Below are 20670 nucleotides of genomic sequence, written 5' to 3'. Positions count from 1 at the left end.
TAATTTATATTAATTTGATGTTCATTAAATGTGCATTTTTAAGCGCATTATGTTCATTCATATTAATTTCTCCGTAAATATAGTGTTTATAAGGGCTAAAAAGCTTTTAAAAAGGTTCTAAATAGCCTTAAATTAGTTGGAAATTAGCAACAATCTAACACTAAAACCCGTCTATTTATACAAATAACATTTAAAACAGCTATAAACTTAGTGTTTATAATGGTTTCCTTAAAATACATTGTTAAAAAAAATTGCACATTTCGTGGATGTACAAAAACATTAACGTTTATATTAACAAAAGTAAAGCTGTTTTAACCCGCTATTTGTAGTTAAAAAAACAGTGTTAAATAATGTTAAAGTAATAAATTTAGAGGTAACAATATGATTTAAAAAGACACTTATCTATGTATGGGAAAATTTAGTTAAGATTCAACTTCAGTAAAGAGTCTTGACAATAAGATTATTACGTATAAACCGCAATAAATATTTCATAAATTATTGTACTTTTACCCACAAAATTGTGGAGATTTTATGATACAAAATTACCTTAATAGGGATTAATGTTTTATTTTTCTTTTTTTAACTTTTCAATACTTAATTTTGTTGAAATTTTAAAACAGTTAAAAATGAAAAAGTTACCATTGTTCGCCGTATTATTGTTTGTCTTTTGTGTCTTCACAAATTGTGAATCAGATTTAGAAAACGAAATATATGAACCGCAGAAGCAACTCATTGACAAAGACGACGTCGTCACTCCTGGAGAAAAAGGCTAAAAGAAACGAACTTACTACAGTAATAATTGTCTCAACCTTTGGACTAATAGGTTTTTTAGCTCCATTCTCGCACGTTTTTTTTAATAATACCGATACTCCAGGGATGTTCGGTTTTAAAAAGATGTCATCTTTATTGTATGCTATCGGTTTTCCTTTACTATCAATAAGTGCAGGTTTAATCTTATATTTTGGTTCAAAGGTTATAACTGGGAAATTAGCAGGGCTATTTTCGAAAGTTTCGTTTTTGTTCTTTTTTGTTGGTATATTTTTCCTTGTTTGGGCTCTAGCCCCATCAATACCGGACGATTTCCCAGCTTTTGTTTATTATTTCTCTATGGTGGTTGTAAGTCTTTATTTCTCGCGCGTAATGAGAATATTTTCCAATTATATTTTAGGACTTACAGGTAAAATTGAAAAAATGATTGAATTAGTTGGAAATATCCGCGTTAATCATTTTTTCAAAATGGCGTATAAAGCATCAGACAAAGCTAATATCGAGGAAATCAATGCAGATATTGAGGACTTTGATAATGAGGTTTTTGAAGTTTTAGATGAAGTTTCCAAAGATTAATAAAGTCTTTTCTATCTAAAATTCTCATATTTTACATAAATATTGATGGGTAAAAACAAAAATAATAGAGACAATATTTTAAAAAGACTTGGGAATCGTTATTCCTTAAGTGATAAGTCTTTAAATAACTTTACTCTACCTTTCAATGAATACCAAAAATTGGAGGGGAAAATCAAAGACGAAATAATAGATGAGTTAATTATTATAGATAGTAAAGAGTCTAAAAGTGATTTTTTAAAAAGCATTAAAAAAATGTTTTAATTCACATAAAGAATCTACTTACTTTTACTATTTATCTTATCAATCAGTAAGTTTATAGCAATATCCTTCGCGCGATTACTAATGAACTCTTTATATTCAGTATACTCTCCAAATTCGTCTTCGTTATCTTTAATATAATTTATTATAACACTTTTAGGAATTTGATCTAGTAATTTGCTATCAGAAATAGGAGACTTTAAAGACGTTGTCTTTTCTAATTTTTGCGTAAGATTGATAATATTTTTCTCCTCTTCACTTAGCCCTCCAAATAATAAAGATTCTAACTCAGGAAAAACACTTAAAAGCTTTTGTAGTTTACTTGATGTCGGCTGAGACTTACCCTGCCTATATCTATTTATAGTAGGCTCTGAAAGTCCCGTTAATTTGGAAACTCTATAAGAAGTCAAACCCTTATTTGTAAAAAATCGGTCTAGCTTTTTATTTATGTCTACAAAAGTTATACTCATTATTATTTCTTATCCAAATATACTAACATTTATTTTTGTACATTCAAAATTGTTTGTATATTTGTATCTATATGAATACAAATATATCAAAAAAAACGAATCTAAATAGTGATGATCTTAATAAAGTGATCGCTAACCGATATTTTGTTAAACCTCAGGCTTTAGCATCTAAGAACAATTGTTCCGTAGACTACGTAAACAAAGTATTGTCGGGCAAAAGATCGGCAAACAGTAAGCTTGCAATTGATATAGTGTTGGACGCAATTAAAATTTTGAGAGCTTTAGGAATATAAATTTTTTTACCCTTAATACTAACAAAAATGTTAGTAATATATTATGAAATTTAAGCAAGGTGACATATTAACAAGAAATAAAACAATTTGGCTAAACAGTGAATTTGTTGCCAATGTATGCGACTTTACAGAGAACATGCAGGCTGTTTTAAGAAACCGTTACAAGCGCGATGTCACTCCTTGTCACCGTCATCATAATGTTTTACCGGATACGGGTAAAAGTTGGAGATGGGCGAAGATCAATAATAAAATATACTACGCGCTAAGCAACATTCCGAACAGAAAGCCTATGTACTACCGTGATATGTTTGGGGATGCAGAAACCTTAGTAGAAAACTATAATCAAGCACTTAAAAACAGGGCAAAGAGCCTTTTAGAATCAGAATTTAGTGCCTTTATACAACAAAATTACAAATATCATTTATCCCAATACCCGAACTGTAATGCTTTACAACGCCCTGCATTAGCCAAGGCGTGTGCAGTGTTGCAATTTACTGCGGATTATATAGTGCGAAATGAGATTGCGGATAATAAAATAAATAAGTTAATCAAGGAAATATGCGCCCTTATTAAAGAAAAAGATATGCGCTATTTACCTACGAATTATCGACGTTTCAGAGAGAAATTTGACCAGTATGCCAGTGGTTCAGAGTTAAGTGATATTATCGTACTACCCCGTAAAGATAACAAAAACGCCTTGGTATTTGATGATCCAGAACTACGGGCAGCAGCTCTGAAGCTTCGCAGCTACGGACAGAACTACACTAACGAATATATCATTCGCAAGGTTCAGGACTTATGCCGTATTAAAGGGCGTCGGGTTCCTAACCGTCGTTGGTTCGGACAGAATGTGTTCGAACTTAATGAAACGAAGTTTTTAACCGATCATTTGCGATATGGTGAAGGAAGCTCCAAAGCGTTTAGCAATACGGGATATATTCCGTTAGAGCGTGCACTGTATAGTGGTGATTGTTGGGAGGTTGATGCTACGCGTGTTAACCTTATTGAACACAAGAAAGAGGACGGAAAGAGCGGGCACTTAAATATTGTTGCCGTTAGAGACGTCCACAGCGGTGATATTCTTGGGTATGCCCTGGATTATAGCGAAAACCGATTTGTGTACGCAAATGCCCTTAAAATGGCAGTTGAGAACGCGGGATACCTACCCTATGAACTGATTGTGGATAGATTCCCAGGTCACAACACTAAGGAGATGGTATCTCTGTTCGATTCCCTTAAAAAATTAGGTACTAAGGTTAACATTACCTCCAATGCAAACGGTAAGGCGGGTGTAGAGCGTGGATTTAGCACGCTACAAACGGTATTTATGCAAGACTCCCTATACTATTACGGTGAGGGTATTAAGTCTCGTAATTCCTATGCACACCGCAGCCCAGAATATTTAAAAGAAGTAAGAAAACAGGCAAAGCAAGAGAAATTCGATTTAACGGCTAGTTATAACGAATCTATTGCGATTGTCGAAGCGTACAGAAGTACCCCATTGTCATATTACTCACGTAAGCACGATAAGGTAGATCGTTCTCCTGCGCAAATCCACCAGGAGAGCGAGAAACCTAATGTACGTAAGGTTTCGGGTGCTCAAATCTCCATGTTATTTGGATTAAAGAAAAAGGCAACTATCAAGCACGACGGTATGATCCGCACAGAAATTCACAAAGTGGATTATGTGTACCAGATTTCCGACTATGAGCTTATGAAGAAACACAAAAGCGTGATTTTGTCCTACGATTTGGAGGACCTATCTACGGTGCATGTGTTCAGAGAAAACGACGGTATGTTAATTCATGTAACTGCTGCTAAGCTCTTTAACAAGCCTACAAAATACGGTCCAGATGCTGAGTGGAACCGCATTACTACAGAGCGACACCGTCTGCAACAAATCAAGGAGCGTAAATCCGAGGATTTAGAACTACAAACGGCGGTATTTAGTGAGGTTGATTTCATGATGGGCAGATTTACCAGCAAAACCAAAAACGAAACAGAGCGCATTCTAAGCGATACGCGCTACGAACAAAAACGAACCGCGAACAGTGATATACAGACTGGTAACGCTTCCGATATTGATTTAGATGACTTTATCACCAGTCAAATGTAACCCTTAAAAGTTTAGATGATGACAGACGTTCAAAAAACCGAGATAGTAAAGACGATTAACGCTGCTATTACTCGTTTTGGCAGTGCCAATAAATTCGCAATTAACTGCGGAGTGAGTGCTGCTACCTTATCCCAGATGCGAAATTGCGAATGGGAAAATATAAGTGTTGGAATGTGGCAAAAAGTAGCAGCAAAAAGCGGGTATAGCTACAGCACCTGGAATATTGCAGAAACTACCAACTATAAACTGGTGCAAAAAGTACTCAATGAAGCAAAAGAAGAGTGTTTGTTTGTCCCTATTTCTTACCCGGCTGGTTCTGGTAAGTCCGCAGGATTAAAAGCGTGGATTCGTAATAATCCGAGTTTCAACTTTTATGTAGAATGCAAAGAATGGGGAAAGCGTGATTTTCTTAAGAACCTAATTACTCAATTAGGAATGGAACTACCAAGAACCTATGCCACTTTGGATATGTTGACCAATATTGTGATCAATTTTTTTATTGAAAGAAGAGACTATAAGCCCACTCTTATTTTAGATCAAGCAAATAGTTTAAGCCCTACAGCATTAAAGGTGATAATACATATTTTCAATGCCTTAGAGGACGAGATGTCGCTTATTATCTGCGGTACGGAGAACCTTAAAAAGACGATTGACGCAGGCGTAAAATATAATAAAGACGGTTACGACGAGATTTCAAGCCGTTTTGGTCGCAAATTCATTCAATTATTAGGAGCACACAAAAAAGATGTTGCGCTGATCTGCGAAGCCAACGGAGTATTCGATAAGAAATTACACACAGCCATTTTCAACGAATGCGAACCAAAACAAAAAAAGATAGGTACGCAATTCATTCCGGTTGTAGAAGATATGCGAAGGCTCAAACGCATCATTAAAAGAGAGCAAATAAAATCCAAAGATATCGTATGAAAGATGTAAACGAAATCGAGGTACACGACCCTACAGTTGTACCTCCTGCGGTTGGTGTGCTTGATTTGGGGAATGTATCTGCAAGTCAGTTGCGGGAAGCCTTGGAAAAGGCAGAAACCAAAGAAAAGGCTGCACAACAGCGCAAGCGTAAGGCGTATGAAGAAAAACGCCATGAAAAAGTGATCACCCTTATTAAGGAAGCTCAGGAACTACAAGAAGTTTTAAAGCAGTTTAAGGAAAAAGTACAGTTAGAAATGGACTCACAGGCTACCGATCTTGCCGAATATGGTGGTATTAGAAGCAATAGCAAAGGTGGTTTTCAGATCAAAAGTAAGGACGATCTCTATCGTATCAGACGTACTCGCGATACCCAACCTACATGGGATGAGCGTAGCAATAAGGCGGTAGAGTTGTTAAAAGATTTCTTACATGATACGGTTAAAAAGCGTGCTGAAAAGGAATTTAACGTGATGATGGCATTTCTAGAGAAGAACCAAGCAGGTGATCTGGAGTATCAGAAGGTCATGACCCTATTAAGTTGTGAAGATAATTACAACGATCCACGTTGGAAGGAAGGCTTACGCTTGCTTAAAGAGAGTTATCAGGTAGTACTTCGCGGATTTGGCTATTATTTTGATCAGAAGAACAGCGAAGGGAAATGGGAGAGCATTTTGTTAAACTTTTCAAGCATATAATATGGGGAGTATACTAGATAATGCCTGTCGATTGAATAAGCTTGTAGTAAATGCAGGTCTTCGCCCAGCCAATGGAAACGCAGCAAGTAGTTACTTACTATACAAGCAGATAGAACGAAATCTAACACAATGGGTAACCGATTTTGTGGAGAGCCTGGACCCTATCCACGGAAACACTACCAAAAAAGGATTTATAGAGGTCCAGCGATATGCCGATGTAACACTTCATAAATGTTTGGTAAAACTAGACGCTATTACAGACATGCACAGACTACGAAAATACAGCCAGTACGAGTCTATGAATGCGCTTATTTATGAACTCACAGGCAGAAACATGCAAATCAAATTTAAAAACCCACTAAAGGATTAATTATGGATGATACAAGTGAAATGAAAGTAAAATTTACATTAACAGGTATTAACGAACTAAAACAGGATTGTTCCCGTGCCATAGATAAAATAAAGAAAAATCTAGAACTCGACCCACTTATGCAAGAGCGTATGATCCAATTCTATGGTAGTACGATCTACTACCTGTCCATTCTGGAAGAATTACAAAAAACTGAAACACCATAATATGAGAGCGGTACACTTTATTTTAAGAATTACGGGCTATCTATTATTGTCTCCATGGTTTGTTATAAAGGTTATAGCCTTTGTAGTTTTTGTGGTTTCTCTTGCTGTTCTGGGATTGCTTTTTGTAATGGTCACTTTTGATTTAGAGAGCATTCAAAGACTGTATAAACTGTATTTAAAAAAGGAGTTTAAAACGCTGGTTGATGGATTTTAAGCAAGCTAACAAGCGGAAAAACCGACGCTATTATTTGCACCGATGCATTAAAAAACAAGGAATTCGCTACAGTGCTCCGTTAAAAACGATCTATTGCGAGTGGGACAAGCCCTTAGCAAACAACTATGTAACCGAATTAGAGCAATCATTCGGTTACAGTATTCAAACAGAATTATACTAATATCCTTACCCCGGTGGTTGGCGGGCATTCCATTTCGAGGATGGAAAGGAAACGAAAACATATTTTGAGTGAACTGGGACTGAAGTTCCTATGCTGAACTGTTCGGGGTTTTGAAGAATGCCCTCGTTAAATCATACGGTGAATGTGGTGTTTATCAGTTAAAGCCGCAGCCAATGCGAGTAGTTTAGTCGTTACGCATGTGTTCACTCTCATTAAACCAAGGCTTTAAGGGGTTAGAGCCTTGGTTTTTAAAGCTTTTGATTATGAAAAGAATTGCAAAACAAGACACGGAACTACTATTGGCAAAGAAAAAACTGCGTAGTCAGGTCCTCACCATTGCCACCAGAACCGGAATACATGATACCAATGACTGGGAGAAGTTTAACAGGTTTATGCTTCACAATACCATTTACAAAAAGTCACTAAACCTGTACACTTTAGAGGAATTGGAGGAACTGGTGAAACAATTCCGTGCCTTGGAGTTCAATTATAACAATTCTGCAAATAAAGTAGGCACTAAGGCGTGGGCACATAAAAGGAACTTGCCAAACCTATCTAATAACTAGTAGTATACATGGCTTACAATAGAAAAAATTACTATCGCCGAATTATAGAAATTCAGGAACTCACCAAGGAGTATCAACAAATTGGGTTGAGCAATACTCAAATATATGAGTTGCATGTAAAGGCGCAGTATTTCATTAGTAAGCGCACCTTTGATGAGTATTTGGGCATCCCTGCAAAGCGAGAATTAAAAAAGCTATTGGATATAGACGCATCCCAAACAAGGCTATTTGAATGAGAACATATAAGATATATACAGATAATGAGTCCCATTACGGGCTTACCTATGATCAAATGCGCTTAAAGGAATGTTTCTACCGCGCTTTACGCCAAGATTATACTATTGTATATCCAGATAACATCACTATAACAGTAAAAATCAACAGCTAAATGACCACCCATTATCAGGCACATATCGTAGTGATCGGAACGGTTGTAAAATTGACCTATCAAAACGGCAATTTTAAGCGTTTTGAAGTGGTAAAAAAAGGAAAGTTAGCCCCTGTTCACCTGTTAAATATTGGTCGTATCATTCCACTAACCGAAAAAGAGCTCACGCGCTTTGTATTGGAGAAAAAAGGCAAGGTAAACTATACCGTGATTGAAAAAAATGTCAGTATGTATGGTCAATATACTGCGGTTTGGTTTGATTTTTACCGTGGTTTTATGGATGTAGAGCCAAATTTCACTAAGGTGGACGGAGCCAACCTGAAGCGAATCATGACCTACTTAGAAAAAATCAGTGTGAACCCGGAGCAAGCCTTGGAACTATGGAAGGCAATTCTTCATAACTGGGATCATATGGACGATTTCCACAAGCAAAATACAGATATCAAATACATATACAGTCAAATTAATAAGATCGTGCAAAATGTCAAAAGAAATAATGAAACCTACGGGGGATATCACGACGATGAGTTACAATCAGTTGTTAACGGACTATAGTCCTACAAAATGCTTGGTATGGTATCGTAAAAAGCATACGGTAGCACTGGCAATGAACTCAGACGCTCCAAAATTGAGTGTTTTGTCCAAAAGATTTGGCGAGGGTCAGCTCATGGGCTATTTAAAACATTGGTTGTTGGATTTAAACGTGTCTCTACAGCTAAAATCAGGACTGAAAGCGAATCAAATTGATCAGATTGCTTTTGCGATTATGGATACGTATCGCAGTTTAAATCTGGCAGAAATTAACCTGATTTTTAAGAATGCAAAATATGGGGAGTACGGGGATATTTTACGTATTTCCATACCTACGGTAATGCGTTGGTTCAAGCAATACTACGAGGAACGATTAACGGCTGCGTATGAACAAAGTTATAGTCAGAGTGTACAGCACAAAAGTGCTTTTGCCAGTGCTCCACGCTCGATGGAAACCAGAAAACAAGCTGGACGAGAGTTAAAAAAAGCCTTAGATTTTCAGCAGAAACAACACGAATTACACGAAGCCCAGAAACGGGTGGACCAAGCAAAAGAGCAATTAAAATCAAAACCATAACACTATGAATCAAGACAAGTTATTACCAGAGGTAATTGCCTATGCCAAACAGCAGGGCTTTATACGATCCTCGATCCTGCAACTAAAATATAAACTAGGCTATAATCGGGCGTATAAATTGATGAAGCAGATGGAGGAAGCGGGCATATTTACCGATGAGAACCAGGGGGAGTATTGGATCGATAGAGTTGTAAAACTATAGCTATGACCGAGACTACCCGAAACAAAATTGCCAAAGTGTACGAACTAGTACAACGTGGCGTTGATGGAGAGCAAAAAGCAGCACAAAAAGCACTGGAACGACTGCTTAAAAAACACAATTTAAACGGGGCTCAAATTGAAAATATCCGCAAAAAGGAATACCGTTTTAAATACGGTAACCGCTTAGAGCTGATGTTGTGTTATCAGTTGGTCCGTTGTTTGTTCCCAGGAATGGAAACCAAGCTTTATAAAGATACGTATGGCGTTCGTGAGATTGTGATCAGCTTTGAGTATTTAGATTATGTGACCTTTTCTACTGCATACGAATACTTTAGAAGGCATATGAAAGCGCAATTTAAAATCCATTGTACACCGCTTGTTAATAAGTGTCGTTCTGCTAAAACCAGAAACGAGCGACGTGAGCAGCTTCAGGACTTGTTCTTTGGTCAATATGCCATCGCCAGTAAATTGTATGTAACAGGTGATCTTACCAAAGTTTCACATGATGAAATGAGCAAAAAGAAAATGCAGGACCTGCAAAAACTACAATCCATTGAAGGCGGTAGCTATCATACTCAGGTAACCACAGGATTGTATTTAAATCAATAAATCAGGGACTTATGAAGTTAAGAGACCTTACCAGGAAATTAGTGCCTTTCCGATTGAAACTGCAATATAAAGAACATCAAAAAGGAAAGGTAATTGAAATTTATGTGCTATCGGTAAGGAATTTCGAAAAACTGAAAGCCTATGAATCACATTGCCAATACATAAAAGAATACCCAAAACCACGTTGAAAGAAATCAAAAACAAGACCAAATAAATCACTTTTAAAAACCATTTAATTATGCAACAAGAATTTTTACAGTACGCCAAAGAGAGCTTAACCAATGACAATGTACCATTTACATTGACTTACGAACCACGCAAAGGCGACGGACGTGTATTAAAACAGGGGGTAAAAATACCAGGGCTTACCGAGGATTTAATTACAAAAGACTATTATTTAACGCTCACTCCTGATGTGCACAACCAAAGAGAGCTTTGTCAGCCTTTTTATTCCTCCAAAAAATACGCTCACATTCCTGATGAAGGCTTCGAATGGTTACCTGCGGTAAAACCAAAAATCATCAGTAAGGAGGTAAATATCGTGGACTGGATGGAGCTTACTTCTAACCGTCGTACCTATGAACTTTTTACGATTGAAGATGACATCCAGGAAGGCGATATCATCAAATTTAAATATGAAGATCAAAACGGCTGGTATTCGACGCATCGTACCGTTAGCTCTGTCAATCGTCTAGTTTGGAATGATGAGATTAGGGACGAAGAACTGTTAATAGTCAGTTTGAGAGCAGAAAAAGAATAAACTTATAAAAGTATACCAGACAAATAAATATTAAAAAAATGCCTTCATTACGGTTTTCCACATTGAAGGCATTTTTGTACAACTTACATTTGATAAAAAATTAAACGATATGGTACATTACAGCATTGATATTGAAAAGAACAACACCAAATGGGTAGGCATGTTAAACAAGGTGGAACACTACAACATTCCCCCAAAAGGAAAGATCATCCCCGTCAAGGAAGTGGAAGCGGATAGTTATATGGATTTATACCATAAGATGTTTGAAGCTGGTTTTTTTGCCAAGATGGAACACAACCAGTTCTAATCAAAAGAATTCTCTAATACGCCCGGTGATATTTACATCCTCTCCCTGGGCGTATTGGTATTTTTCCTTATTTCTTCCATAGTACGGAGCCTGATAACTCAATAGATACACACTTACTACCGCATCATCCCGTAGTAGTTCCTCACTAATAAGTTCCAGTTTTCCTGTATTGGGGCTTTCCAGTTCCTCTATAAGCTGATGGGTTACCTTTACAAAATCAAATAATTGCAGGGCTTTGTCTCTGGATTGACTGATGCTACTGGTATCGCGCCCCTGTTCGTACATTAGATGTAGTGTAATACTGGCAACGCCTGTAGTTCCCTGATAGGCTACGGTAAACTCAAATAATAATCCTGGTAGTCGAAAAGTTTCAAAGGCTTCGGGATTAAAATATTGACCTCTATACAAATCAATGTGTTTTAATGCGGGTATTCCTGCATTTCGATAGGTTTGTGCTGCTGCTTCGCTGGTAAGGCGTTCGATAATTGTAGTATATAATTCTTTCATTTCAGTGCGTTTTTAAATTCTCTTTCAATCATTCTCTCCACTCGTCGGAGCAATACCCCGGATTCTCCTATAAATTGTCGTTGTGGCATGGAAAGGTTCATTTTTCGGGAGTGACTGCTTACGGTTGTATTTCCGCCTTTGCGCCCCCTGGTAATCTTTCTACTATGCTCGCGAACCGTTACCGTCTTTTCAACCGTGCCCCCTTCATTGTGCAGTTCTGCGAAGGGTACATCGGTTCCAATGATAATATGTTCTTTCCCTACGCTGATTTTACGAATGGAGCGTTTTAGGCGTCCAGTTCTGTTCATTAGGCTACCTCTGGCGCGCTCATTTTGTCTTTTTTTCCAAGGCTTGCGGGAGCTATCCACCCAATTTTTTCTAACAAAGCGTTCCTTGCTAAAATTCACTGCAATTACCGCAGCCCGTGAGGGCATGCGGTCTATGCTTTTGCTAACGGCATTTAACTTTTTGATGATATCATTTGGCATACTATAATTATTGTGAGGTTTCAATGGCGCGAACGGCGCGTAATGCAGTTTCAATAAACCATTGTTCGATCTCTTGCGGATTCATTTTTGATAAGGTGGTGTTCTGGGTATTGATCCCTCCTTTATTCAGGGCTTCGATATGTACCGTGATATTTTTGGGTTGTGACGCCTTGGAGCTTACATCTCCAATTTGTGACCCTCCAACACCGCCTAAGGTTTTTCCATCGTCATTGTCTCCAGTTGGGTTGTCTGTGGGGAGTAACCCTTTATTCTCGGCACTTTCCTCTTTTTTGTTACTTCCTTTCTTTAGCTTTATACTGATATCTTTAGCAGCATTGACCACTTCTCTGGCGTTATCGAGTGTCTGTTTTCTAAAGGCTTCTTTTTGTTGCTTTCTTCTGGCTTCCAGGGCTTGCAACTGCTTATCAGCTTCGGTTACTATTTGCCTGTTCATGGCTTCCCTAGCTGCGCTGAAATTCCCTGCCATTGCAAGTTGTACCGCTTCCTTTACTTTGGTAGCAAATGCCACCAGTCGTTGTCCTACATTTTTGATACGCAACCACATTTTTTCAATACCGTATTTGATGGAATCCACAAAAAAGAAAAAGTTGGCTTTGGTTTGTTGCCATACTGCGGAGGCTATTTTCTTAAAAGCTTCCCAGGACTTGCCCCATCCTTCGGTTTTCTTTACCACATATATAATAGCACCTATAAGCGCACCTATAGCCATCACAACCAGTCCAATAGGATTTGCAGTTAAGGCAGCATTTAAAAGCCATTGTACGCCTGTCCATAATTTAGTCAGTCCAATAGTGGTTAAGGTAAGCCCGTTGGTAATAACCAGCTTTACAATATGGGCAGCAAACATCCCGCCTAGTACATACATTACCCGCTGGAACCGTTCCGCCCCAGCACTTCCTGATTGTATCCATTTGGTAAAGCTATTATAAGCATTATAAGAACCTACAATCATACGATTAATAAAATCCAGTCCTCGTGCTACCAATGGTAGGATCAACTCTCCCAGTTTGGACATGGCGGTATTAAATCGGTTTTTAACAATCTCAGCTAATACCGTTACATCGCCCTGCGCATTTTTAAGAGCTGCATCGATACTGTATTGTGAAGCGTCAAAGGCTTGTAAGGTGCTATGAAAATCATCCGCCCCAGTCTTTAGTTTCACAAAAAGGTTTCTCAGTCCTTCGGGTCCACCGATTTTATTGATCAGCTTATCAATCTGTTTTGGGGTCATTTTCTTAAACTTGGCGGTTACTTCTCCCAGTACCGTGCCTAAATCCCGCATTTGTCCGTTACCATCATACAGGCTGATTCCTATTTTTTTAAGCCCTTTAACGGTTCCGGCTTGGGTGAGTCCCTGAAAGGCGGATTTAGTCATGGTGGCTGCGGTGGCACTGTCTTTGGCAATGGAGGTAAAGGCTGCAAATATCTTGTTAGCGGTATCAACACTTTGCCCTGCTCCGGCTGCTGCTCCTGCGTATTCAGTTTGTACTCTGGCAAGCTCATCAAAGGTAGTAATCCCTACTTGTACCGTTTTAGCATTGGATTCTAACATATGATCGATATCCCCAACGCCCAGTCCAAAGGCTTTCATTGCCTTGGTAGTGGCGTTCATACTATCGCCCAGCCCTGCACCCGTGGCAATAGAAAAGCGTCCTACTTTTTTAAAGATGGATACGGCATCCTGTCCGTAGACTCCGGTAGCGGATTGCAGATCGTAAAAGGCGCGGGTAGAATCCTGTAAATTTGTACCTACCTCAAAGGCTGCATCCCGTATCTGTTCTTTGTAATTACCCAGCTGCTTGGAGGACTTATCCAGGTTCAGTTGTTTGATTTGTAAAAACTCATGATTGAATTTACGAGCTTCCACAAATCCCTTAGCCATCACCCCAGTCAGGGCGATGGCTCCTGCAATGATCAGCGCATAGGGGTTGCCCAGCAAATCCATAGCCCGACCAAATAATGGTATTTCGTTGCGCATCGCTGCAAAGGTTTTTACCGTGTTTAGTCGTAATTTGTTTAAATGCCCGCGCATCTTCTCTGTACCTTTTTTGATGCGCTGCTGAGTCTTCATAAGACGTTTGTTAAACAGCTTGTTTTTAAGCTCCATTAACAACTCAATTTTTGATTTTACCGCCATTATCGTTGTCTTTTTTGAATGAGTAATCCGTTTCTAACCGTACTTTCTTTACTGGTCATTCCTTCCCAGTTTGTGATCTCCATATTGTTATTTCCCAGTCGGGTGTCTACTACCATCATGCGATCGTTATAAAATTTCACATAGCGCGTTTGAAAGCTTCCCTTTTTAGGGTTGTGGGAATGCAAATACACTTCATCGGGGTTTTTGAGTACTTTTTCAATATGCGGAAACAGCCGTGCCTTAGTGGTGGAATCGGTTTGCTTACTAAAGGTGTTTTTCTTCAGGATGAGCTGGCGTTTTAAGTGGTCTTTGAATCCCATAAAGTCCCCACCTTGAGAGCCGTCTACCTGGAATAATTCCGCAACATTGTTTTTACTAATAGTACTATCGATTGGCAAGGCGTCTAAATCGGCTTTAAAATCTTTCCAGTCCTTTAGCCCGTAATTGTCTTTATAGTCCATTTTTTTCAGGTTGCCGTTCAGTCCTTTTATATCGTGGTAGTACTGCTCCTTGGTAAATACCTGCTTGGTATCCCCGCGGTTCACATCAAACTGAGAGTCCTTAAAACTATCACCGAGTAATTTTTTGGCGGTGCTTCCTTTACTGATCACGGTATTGGACCCGCCCAAATATTGTTGGAATTCACAACGGCAGTTATACCCATTAGGCGGGAAGAGATCCATTGCTTCGGAATCGTTTAGATCGAACACTCTACCTTCTAGTAATTGGTGTTCGCTACGCACCTTGTTGTCTCCTGCGGTACTATATTGTACGAGACTAGTAACGGTGTCTTTTTCGTCCATAAAGCGTACATAATTCGCTGCGTTTTGCCCCACGGATATCGATAGGTTGTATTCTGTTTCCAGCCAGGTACGGTTAAAATCGGTGGTAATCTTTTCGGCTTCTTTGAAAAAGTCTGATTTGGAACGAATTTGCAAGGCGTCTTTATCAATGAGTAATTGCGATACGGACGCCAGGCGCGCTTCTGTTTTGGAGGTGGCAAATTCAAACAGGTTGTGTTCCATTAGTTGCAGTGCCAAATGATCCGGTGCGTTATAGGCGATCTCCAGGCGACGTTCGCCCCATCCTTCAAAGAGCCCTTTAACCAGTTCCCGCGCTTCCAGGGCAATTAATTGCGCACGGGCGGGTAAGGTATTATCCTCTTCCCAAACAGCGGTGAGTAATTGACGGGTTAGGTTTTTGATGGCTTTTTCAAAAGAACCGCTGCGAGCATGAGGAAGCACTGGGCAACATTTGTCTACCGGGTAATTCGGCAATAGTACCCCGGATACCTTAGTCCTTGTCAATGCTTGGGTTATGGGAAGGGTTGGTGCCGGGCTTTTTTTTTTGCCCGTAATAGGAATACTAAAGGTCTTAGAAATCCACTCCGGGTCTACCTCATACTCCTGCATGACCCCTTGGGTAATGGTCCAATATTCGGTAAGCTCCAGGGCGTGTCCCTGGTCAAATTCGAATTTATCATTTTTACCAATTTCAGTATAGCCCTGATTTCGTAGAATAGGCAACAGGCAATCATTCACCAAAAATGTAAGGTGTCGCTTATCGGCTACGGCAATTTTCTTATCGATATTGCGCTCATGGACTTCACTTTGTGACTTGCTGCTCCCGTCATCGGTGAGCATGGTACCGCCTACAATGGGCTTACTAATTTCTTCATTATTACGCTTACAGAACTTATCAAAGGTCTGATAGGCATCGGTGCGGTTGGCTTCTTTGTATTCGACCTTAGAGCCTTCAGGAAACACTCCACGGGATGCCATGGCAAGCTTACGCAACATATAATCTATTTTACTAATAGTCTCCTGATCGTACTTATTGGTAGTAGCGGTAACCATCGGAAGTCCAAACTTTTCGCAGAACTCCGCCCAGGCTTGTAATACATTACGTTTCCAAATAAGGTTAGGTACTACATTGTTTAAAATACCCAGGTCCTTATCTTTTCCGATTTGAATGAGCCAGTTTTCAAAGTACGGATCATCATAGCGGATGCCTTCTTCTTTGGATAGGTCAGGAATCACCAGCTTTAAAACAGGTACGGTATTGCGTTGGGGGATGATCTCAAAAGAGATATGTTTCCCGCCAAAACTAGTAAACTGTAGTACCTTGGTTCCGCGCAGCTTTGCCCCGATAGCTTCTTTCAAAAACTCATAGAACCACTCCTGGCGTATAATCTCGGTAGCTTCATCGTTAATAGTGCCGTCTTCCCTTTTAATGTAGAACTCCGTGTTTAGGGTGGCATTCTCCCGCAGTTGTATTTGCGCCTGTAGATGCCCGTCCGTCATCAGATCATTGATCAGATCATGGTATATATATAGCCGTGGTTTTTCGGGGTTCTCTGCGATCTTTATAGCTTGTCGCCACTTTTGTATATCCTTTCGGGAGCGATCCACAAAAGACTTGGTAATCTTGTTGACGATATTCATCACATCGTCAATATCTCGTTTGGTCATTTTACCAGAGGACACCCTCATATAAGGGCTTTGTTTTTTTTGCCCTGAGCCGAACGATTTTATATAGTTGTATATGTTCATACGTTAAAACTTTTTTATGCGCTTAGAATTGAATTTAAACAGGACTTAAACACTCCTTACCATCGGTTGTCTTCGTTATCATATTCGGAATTGATGACAAACCCTATTTGTTCCGTTCCTGAGATGTCCGTAATTCTGGGTAAATCGGCGGTCTTTTTTCCAATGGTCACCTCTTTTAGCCAGTTTAAAACATCCTGATAACGATCCGAACGAAGCTTGGGGATACGCTCAGGAGCCAGCGAGGTATATAAATGGTATAAGGTACAATCCAAAGTGATCATCACGACATAGGCGTTTCTGGGGTCGGGCTGGTCCATATCTTCCCATAGCTGGAAAATCAAATCTGTATCATAATGCCCAAACAAATTGTTTTTGATTTGTGCAATTGCCATGTTTTCCGCGGTGAATAGTTTGGTTTCGGTATAGTCCTCTAATAAAAGGTCTTTGATTTCATTTCGCACAATGGCGGTATAATCCTGGTCTAATAAAAATCGCATATTAAAATCGGTTAGGGTTCATTCGTATATCTTCCATCCGCTCGGTAATCTCTGGCGGGAAATGATCAATAAAGGTGTCTTTGTTTAGTTTAGAGATCGCTCCGTGTTGGGCATCGGGGGCATCATCAGGCGTACCGCTTCCTTTTTCAAAGGCTAGCAGGTGTTCTAAATACAAGGCGGTGTCCGGGTCTTCTTTGAGGGCAGCATCTATAAAAATCCATTGACGGACATAATAACCCAGCATGGATTCGATACGGTCTGCCTTATCTGCTTTGGGTCGTTTGTCAGCGATCACCGGAATATGATACCCCCGTTTGTCTCCTTCTACATCAAAATCATTCACAAATTCATCCATAGCAAACAAGCCTTCGATATAATAGCGAATATTGTATTTTTCCAGCTTCCAGTCCTCATAGAGATCATAGAGCCACTCGGCAACCTGTGCACGGGAACATTGGCGATTGAATACCTTTAATATATGATATTCCCGTCCTTTCTTCCCGATTAAAAACATGGCTTTATGATCTCCCTGGTTCTTATAGGACAAATCCCCATACACTACCAAGCCGTCATATTGTCGTAGTTGCAAGCGTTTTTTATAGAGAATCATTTCATTTTTAAAAATGACACCTTCTACAATATGCTTATGCATATACTCCCGCATAAAGGATCGAAAGGGAGTATTTCGAAACTTTTTACGCCAGTAGTCCGCGGACGTTTTTTCTTTCCAGTTAGGCTCGAAATTAATTAAGTCCTTTACCGCAGGGACACTTACAATATGATGTATCACTTCATCCCCGCAATCCTTTGCCTTTTTGATGTATTGTTTATACTGGGTTTTTAGTTGGTTTATAATGGTGTTTTTGTGGAAATTGTTGTTAGCCACCACAAAACGTTTTCGTGCTGCTCCTTCATCAAAACACCCCATTAAATCCTCCTGCACCCACTCTAAGGCTTCTCTACTCAACGCATCGTTCTTACATCGTTTTTTGGTATCGGCATCATCCACCAAGATATAGTCCGGGCGTTTGTCTTCCTCACTTTCTCCCCTGGGGGATTGCCCGATACTCATAGCAGTAAATTTCACCCCGTCTGTAGTGGTAAAATCTCCATTCATCCAGTCACCAAATTTAAAGCGTGACCCGTAGTCATTTCGAAGGCGTTGGTTGTACTGTAACTGCGCTTGTATTTTACCCAGTAGTTTTTTTGCTTTTCGGTCGGTTTGCCCGATTAAAAGCATATAAAACATATCCTTTGTAAAATACAGGTACAAAGGAATACCCATTCCTAAGTGGACAGATTTTGCACCAGAACGGTAGATTTCACCTAATAAATTGATCTCTTTATGTTGAATGATCAGCCGTGCCATTTTTTTATGGAACCAGGCGCAGGGACTTTTGGCAAAATTCGGAAAATAATATTCGAACCATTTTACGTAATCTTTTTGCAAAGCTTTGATACGTGCGTGCTTTTGCTTGGGCGTCTCATTGATATCAATAGTGGTCGCCTGGCGTATTCTTTTGGAATGCGCTTCGTACTGGTTGAGTAATTTTTCTTTTTGAGCGTCTGTCATTATTCTAAACCTGCTTTATAGATCAAAAATTTTTTATGCCAGTCCAGAAATAAAATAGCGGTTTCGGGTTCCTGGGCAGCCATCCAGTTATCAAATTCTTTAAAAACACTCATCACGACCTGGGCAGATACCTTCCCGCTGATTCCTTCTAGGACCTTACCAATTTTGGAAAGTGCATCGGCATCAATATTCGCCTTATTACCCTCGGCAATGTGTTGTAGTTCTTTGGTAAGAATCTCTTTTATTTTGTGGGGCGCACTTAAGAGTTCCGCCCGTCTGGTATCCCAGTCTTTTTCTCCGGTGCGTCCTTTTCTCCATCGCCCGATGGTCTGTTCGGGTTTATCGAGTTCCTGGGCAATTGCCTTGGCAGTCATCCCTTCGTTGATAAACATACGTTCCGCCAGTCCTCGAAGCTTTTCATTGTTCATTTTTGCCATAGTATCCGTGGTGTTTGCGAATGTAAAATTCGCAAACCCTACCCCAGAAATCCCAATCCCTTTGCAAGGCATTCAGAGAGTATTGCAAGGCATTCTAAAGAATTTGATTTGGTTGTTTTCTTGGTTGATTTTTGACCCATCAAACAGGCACACATGGTACTAACGATAGAAAACAACAACATTTATTTATACGGGTATATCTGGGATGGTGACGGGGCGTATTTTTTGGAGCAATTTGCCTTACTCGATGGAAGCTACCCGATACTAGATGTGCATTTACACTGCTATGGCGGGGCGGTATTTGACGGGAATATGATCTACAATACCCTGATCAATGCCACCTCACAAGTCGATACCAATGTGATTGGTGTCGGTGCTTCGATGGGTGCAGTATTAGCACAGGCAGGAACGGTACGCCGTCAGGTGTCTAATGGCTTTCAGATGATTCATGCAGCTTCGGGCTATACCTACGGAACCTATCAGGACCATCTGAGTAATGCCAACCTATTAAAGGAAGTAGGAAAGAATTTTACGCGTATGCTGGTCAGTAAAACAGGAAAAACAGCCAGCGAGGTAAGTAAATGGTTAGTTGGGGACAACTGGTTTAGTGCAGAACAAGCCCTGGAAGCGGGGCTGATTGATGAGATCATTGACCCGCAAGCTACCCTAGATATTGAAATCGATGACCCAAAAGCAGTGGGAAGTCATGAGATATACAACCGTTTTGCTGCGAGTATGAAAATTACCGATACCAACCCTAAAGGAATCCCGGTAAAAACACCTCGCGCAGCCGCGCCACAACCCACTCAAAAAAGCATACAAAAATCCAAACCTATATATACTATGGAACAGAGTTCAATTACACTTTTAGGGTTACAAAATGTGACCCCGGAATCTTCAGAAACAATGGTGGTACAAGCAATTCAGGCAAGGTTTACCGCTTTAGAGAATAAATACAATACTGAAAAAGCAGCAAAAGAGAATGTAGAAGCTGCGCTTAATGCTATCAAGGAAGGTAAGATAAAAGCCTTATTGGATGCTGCGCAAGGTGCTGGAAAATTTACGGCAAAACAACGCGATAGCTATGAAGCGATCGGGAAAGATTCTGGATTAGAAACCTTAGAAACGGTGCTAGAGGGCTTACAGGGGCGTACTTCTTTAGCAGCTACGATCGTACCAGGAACGACAAGCACCCCAACAGCAAACGCTTCACGAAGTGGATGGAACTGGGATAAATACCAGAGTGAGGACCCAAGAGCCTTGGAAGCCAAGAAAACAAATGACCTGGATACTTTCAAAGCCTTGTTTAAAGCAAAGTTTGGAGTAGACTACACCGAATAATAACACGAACCTATTTAAATACTATACTACTTATGGCAGGATTAAACCAAGAGATATGGACCGATGTACTCGTACAGCAGTTTAGAACAGTGGAAATGGCGGGG

28 protein-coding genes are annotated in these 20670 nt (G+C 39.7%); 20 read left to right on the top strand and 8 right to left on the bottom strand.

The window, feature by feature from the left end:
* Nucleotides 1–711: 711 nt before the first annotated feature.
* Together H526_RS0117545 and H526_RS0117540 are read left to right on the top strand one after the other, a co-directional pair.
* Nucleotides 712–1344, top strand: coding sequence for a hypothetical protein (locus H526_RS0117545; protein WP_155839720.1), 633 nt, complete (start codon nt 712–714; stop codon nt 1342–1344).
* A gap of 45 nt (nt 1345–1389) precedes the next feature.
* Nucleotides 1390–1605 (top strand): hypothetical protein, encoded by a 216-nt coding sequence (locus tag H526_RS0117540; RefSeq protein WP_027394205.1) that lies wholly within the window; start codon nt 1390–1392, stop codon nt 1603–1605.
* 14 nt (nt 1606–1619) lie between these two features.
* Here H526_RS0117540 and H526_RS0117535 read toward each other — a convergent pair whose 3' ends face one another.
* Nucleotides 1620–2072, bottom strand: a complete 453-nt coding sequence (locus tag H526_RS0117535; protein ID WP_027394204.1) for a helix-turn-helix domain-containing protein — start codon at nt 2070–2072, stop codon at nt 1620–1622.
* Nucleotides 2073–2143: 71 nt separating this feature from the next.
* Here H526_RS0117535 and H526_RS0117530 point away from each other — a divergent pair, with 71 nt between their 5' ends.
* The 17 genes from H526_RS0117530 to H526_RS0117460 all read left to right on the top strand — a co-directional run bounded on the left by H526_RS0117530 (nt 2144) and on the right by H526_RS0117460 (nt 11013).
* Nucleotides 2144–2365 (top strand): hypothetical protein, encoded by a 222-nt coding sequence (locus H526_RS0117530; protein WP_027394203.1) that lies wholly within the window; start codon nt 2144–2146, stop codon nt 2363–2365.
* A 43-nt stretch (nt 2366–2408) separates the two neighbouring features.
* A complete protein-coding gene (locus H526_RS29480) occupies nt 2409–4481 on the top strand; it encodes a Mu transposase C-terminal domain-containing protein (protein ID WP_051336222.1) in 2073 nt (690 codons plus the stop codon).
* A gap of 18 nt (nt 4482–4499) precedes the next feature.
* Nucleotides 4500–5408 (top strand): ATP-binding protein, encoded by a 909-nt coding sequence (locus H526_RS0117520; RefSeq protein ID WP_027394202.1) that lies wholly within the window; start codon nt 4500–4502, stop codon nt 5406–5408.
* Nucleotides 5405–6103, top strand: a complete 699-nt coding sequence (locus tag H526_RS0117515) for a DUF3164 family protein (protein WP_027394201.1) — start codon at nt 5405–5407, stop codon at nt 6101–6103. Before H526_RS0117520 ends, H526_RS0117515 begins: the two co-directional genes overlap by 4 nt.
* A 1-nt stretch (nt 6104) precedes the next feature.
* On the top strand, nt 6105–6473 hold the full coding sequence (locus H526_RS0117510; RefSeq protein ID WP_027394200.1) for a hypothetical protein: 369 nt from the start codon (nt 6105–6107) through the stop codon (nt 6471–6473).
* 2 nt (nt 6474–6475) lie between these two features.
* Nucleotides 6476–6679 carry a hypothetical protein gene (locus H526_RS0117505; protein ID WP_027394199.1) on the top strand — a complete coding sequence of 68 codons (204 nt, stop codon included), beginning with the start codon at nt 6476–6478 and terminating at the stop codon, nt 6677–6679.
* A gap of 1 nt (nt 6680) precedes the next feature.
* A complete protein-coding gene (locus H526_RS0117500) occupies nt 6681–6893 on the top strand; it encodes a hypothetical protein (RefSeq protein WP_027394198.1) in 213 nt (70 codons plus the stop codon).
* A 378-nt stretch (nt 6894–7271) separates the two neighbouring features.
* On the top strand, nt 7272–7640 hold the full coding sequence (locus H526_RS0117495; protein ID WP_035085945.1) for a hypothetical protein: 369 nt from the start codon (nt 7272–7274) through the stop codon (nt 7638–7640).
* 8 nt (nt 7641–7648) lie between these two features.
* Entirely contained in the window at nt 7649–7876 is a 228-nt protein-coding gene (locus H526_RS0117490; RefSeq protein ID WP_027394196.1) for a hypothetical protein, read from the top strand.
* A complete protein-coding gene (locus H526_RS31860; protein ID WP_155839719.1) occupies nt 7873–8028 on the top strand; it encodes a hypothetical protein in 156 nt (51 codons plus the stop codon). The genes H526_RS0117490 and H526_RS31860 overlap by 4 nt, the downstream gene beginning before the upstream one ends.
* Entirely contained in the window at nt 8029–8583 is a 555-nt protein-coding gene (locus tag H526_RS0117485) for a hypothetical protein (protein ID WP_027394195.1), read from the top strand.
* A 148-nt stretch (nt 8584–8731) separates the two neighbouring features.
* Complete coding sequence (locus tag H526_RS0117480; protein ID WP_155839718.1) at nt 8732–9136, top strand: hypothetical protein; 405 nt, start codon at nt 8732–8734, stop codon at nt 9134–9136.
* A 4-nt stretch (nt 9137–9140) separates the two neighbouring features.
* Nucleotides 9141–9338, top strand: coding sequence for a DNA translocase FtsK (locus H526_RS0117475; RefSeq protein WP_027394193.1), 198 nt, complete (start codon nt 9141–9143; stop codon nt 9336–9338).
* Nucleotides 9339–9340: 2 nt separating this feature from the next.
* Nucleotides 9341–9946 (top strand): hypothetical protein, encoded by a 606-nt coding sequence (locus H526_RS0117470; RefSeq protein ID WP_027394192.1) that lies wholly within the window; start codon nt 9341–9343, stop codon nt 9944–9946.
* 11 nt (nt 9947–9957) lie between these two features.
* On the top strand, nt 9958–10134 hold the full coding sequence (locus tag H526_RS31855; RefSeq protein WP_155839717.1) for a hypothetical protein: 177 nt from the start codon (nt 9958–9960) through the stop codon (nt 10132–10134).
* Nucleotides 10135–10184: 50 nt separating this feature from the next.
* On the top strand, nt 10185–10706 hold the full coding sequence (locus H526_RS0117465; RefSeq protein ID WP_027394191.1) for a hypothetical protein: 522 nt from the start codon (nt 10185–10187) through the stop codon (nt 10704–10706).
* Between the two features lie 109 nt (nt 10707–10815).
* Nucleotides 10816–11013, top strand: a complete 198-nt coding sequence (locus tag H526_RS0117460) for a hypothetical protein (RefSeq protein ID WP_027394190.1) — start codon at nt 10816–10818, stop codon at nt 11011–11013.
* Here H526_RS0117460 and H526_RS0117455 read toward each other — a convergent pair whose 3' ends face one another.
* Genes H526_RS0117455 through H526_RS0117425 form a run of 7 tightly spaced genes read right to left on the bottom strand, consistent with a single transcriptional unit; the run spans nt 11014 to nt 19225 of the window.
* Nucleotides 11014–11520: a hypothetical protein gene (locus H526_RS0117455; protein ID WP_027394189.1), complete on the bottom strand. Its 507-nt coding sequence runs from the start codon at nt 11518–11520 to the stop codon at nt 11014–11016.
* Entirely contained in the window at nt 11517–12008 is a 492-nt protein-coding gene (locus tag H526_RS0117450; RefSeq protein ID WP_027394188.1) for a phage virion morphogenesis family protein, read from the bottom strand. The genes H526_RS0117455 and H526_RS0117450 overlap by 4 nt, the downstream gene beginning before the upstream one ends.
* 7 nt (nt 12009–12015) lie before the next feature.
* Nucleotides 12016–14166, bottom strand: coding sequence for a phage tail tape measure protein (locus tag H526_RS0117445; protein WP_027394187.1), 2151 nt, complete (start codon nt 14164–14166; stop codon nt 12016–12018).
* Nucleotides 14166–16718, bottom strand: a complete 2553-nt coding sequence (locus H526_RS0117440; protein ID WP_027395682.1) for a phage head morphogenesis protein — start codon at nt 16716–16718, stop codon at nt 14166–14168. The genes H526_RS0117445 and H526_RS0117440 overlap by 1 nt, the downstream gene beginning before the upstream one ends.
* A 56-nt stretch (nt 16719–16774) precedes the next feature.
* On the bottom strand, nt 16775–17215 hold the full coding sequence (locus tag H526_RS0117435) for a phage protein Gp36 family protein (RefSeq protein ID WP_027394185.1): 441 nt from the start codon (nt 17213–17215) through the stop codon (nt 16775–16777).
* A 1-nt stretch (nt 17216) separates the two neighbouring features.
* Complete coding sequence (locus H526_RS29475) at nt 17217–18788, bottom strand: hypothetical protein (RefSeq protein WP_051336221.1); 1572 nt, start codon at nt 18786–18788, stop codon at nt 17217–17219.
* Nucleotides 18788–19225, bottom strand: coding sequence for a hypothetical protein (locus H526_RS0117425; RefSeq protein ID WP_155839716.1), 438 nt, complete (start codon nt 19223–19225; stop codon nt 18788–18790). The genes H526_RS29475 and H526_RS0117425 overlap by 1 nt, the downstream gene beginning before the upstream one ends.
* 153 nt (nt 19226–19378) lie before the next feature.
* Between H526_RS0117425 and H526_RS0117420 the strand changes: the two genes are divergently transcribed.
* Nucleotides 19379–20566, top strand: coding sequence for a Clp protease ClpP (locus H526_RS0117420; protein WP_027394183.1), 1188 nt, complete (start codon nt 19379–19381; stop codon nt 20564–20566).
* The last annotated feature ends 104 nt before the right edge of the window (nt 20567–20670 follow it).

This window comes from Aquimarina latercula DSM 2041 (assembly GCF_000430645.1).
Taxonomy (GTDB): domain Bacteria; phylum Bacteroidota; class Bacteroidia; order Flavobacteriales; family Flavobacteriaceae; genus Aquimarina; species Aquimarina latercula.
Note: the sequence above shows the minus strand (reverse complement) of the source record. Positions and strands in the feature narration are given on the sequence as shown.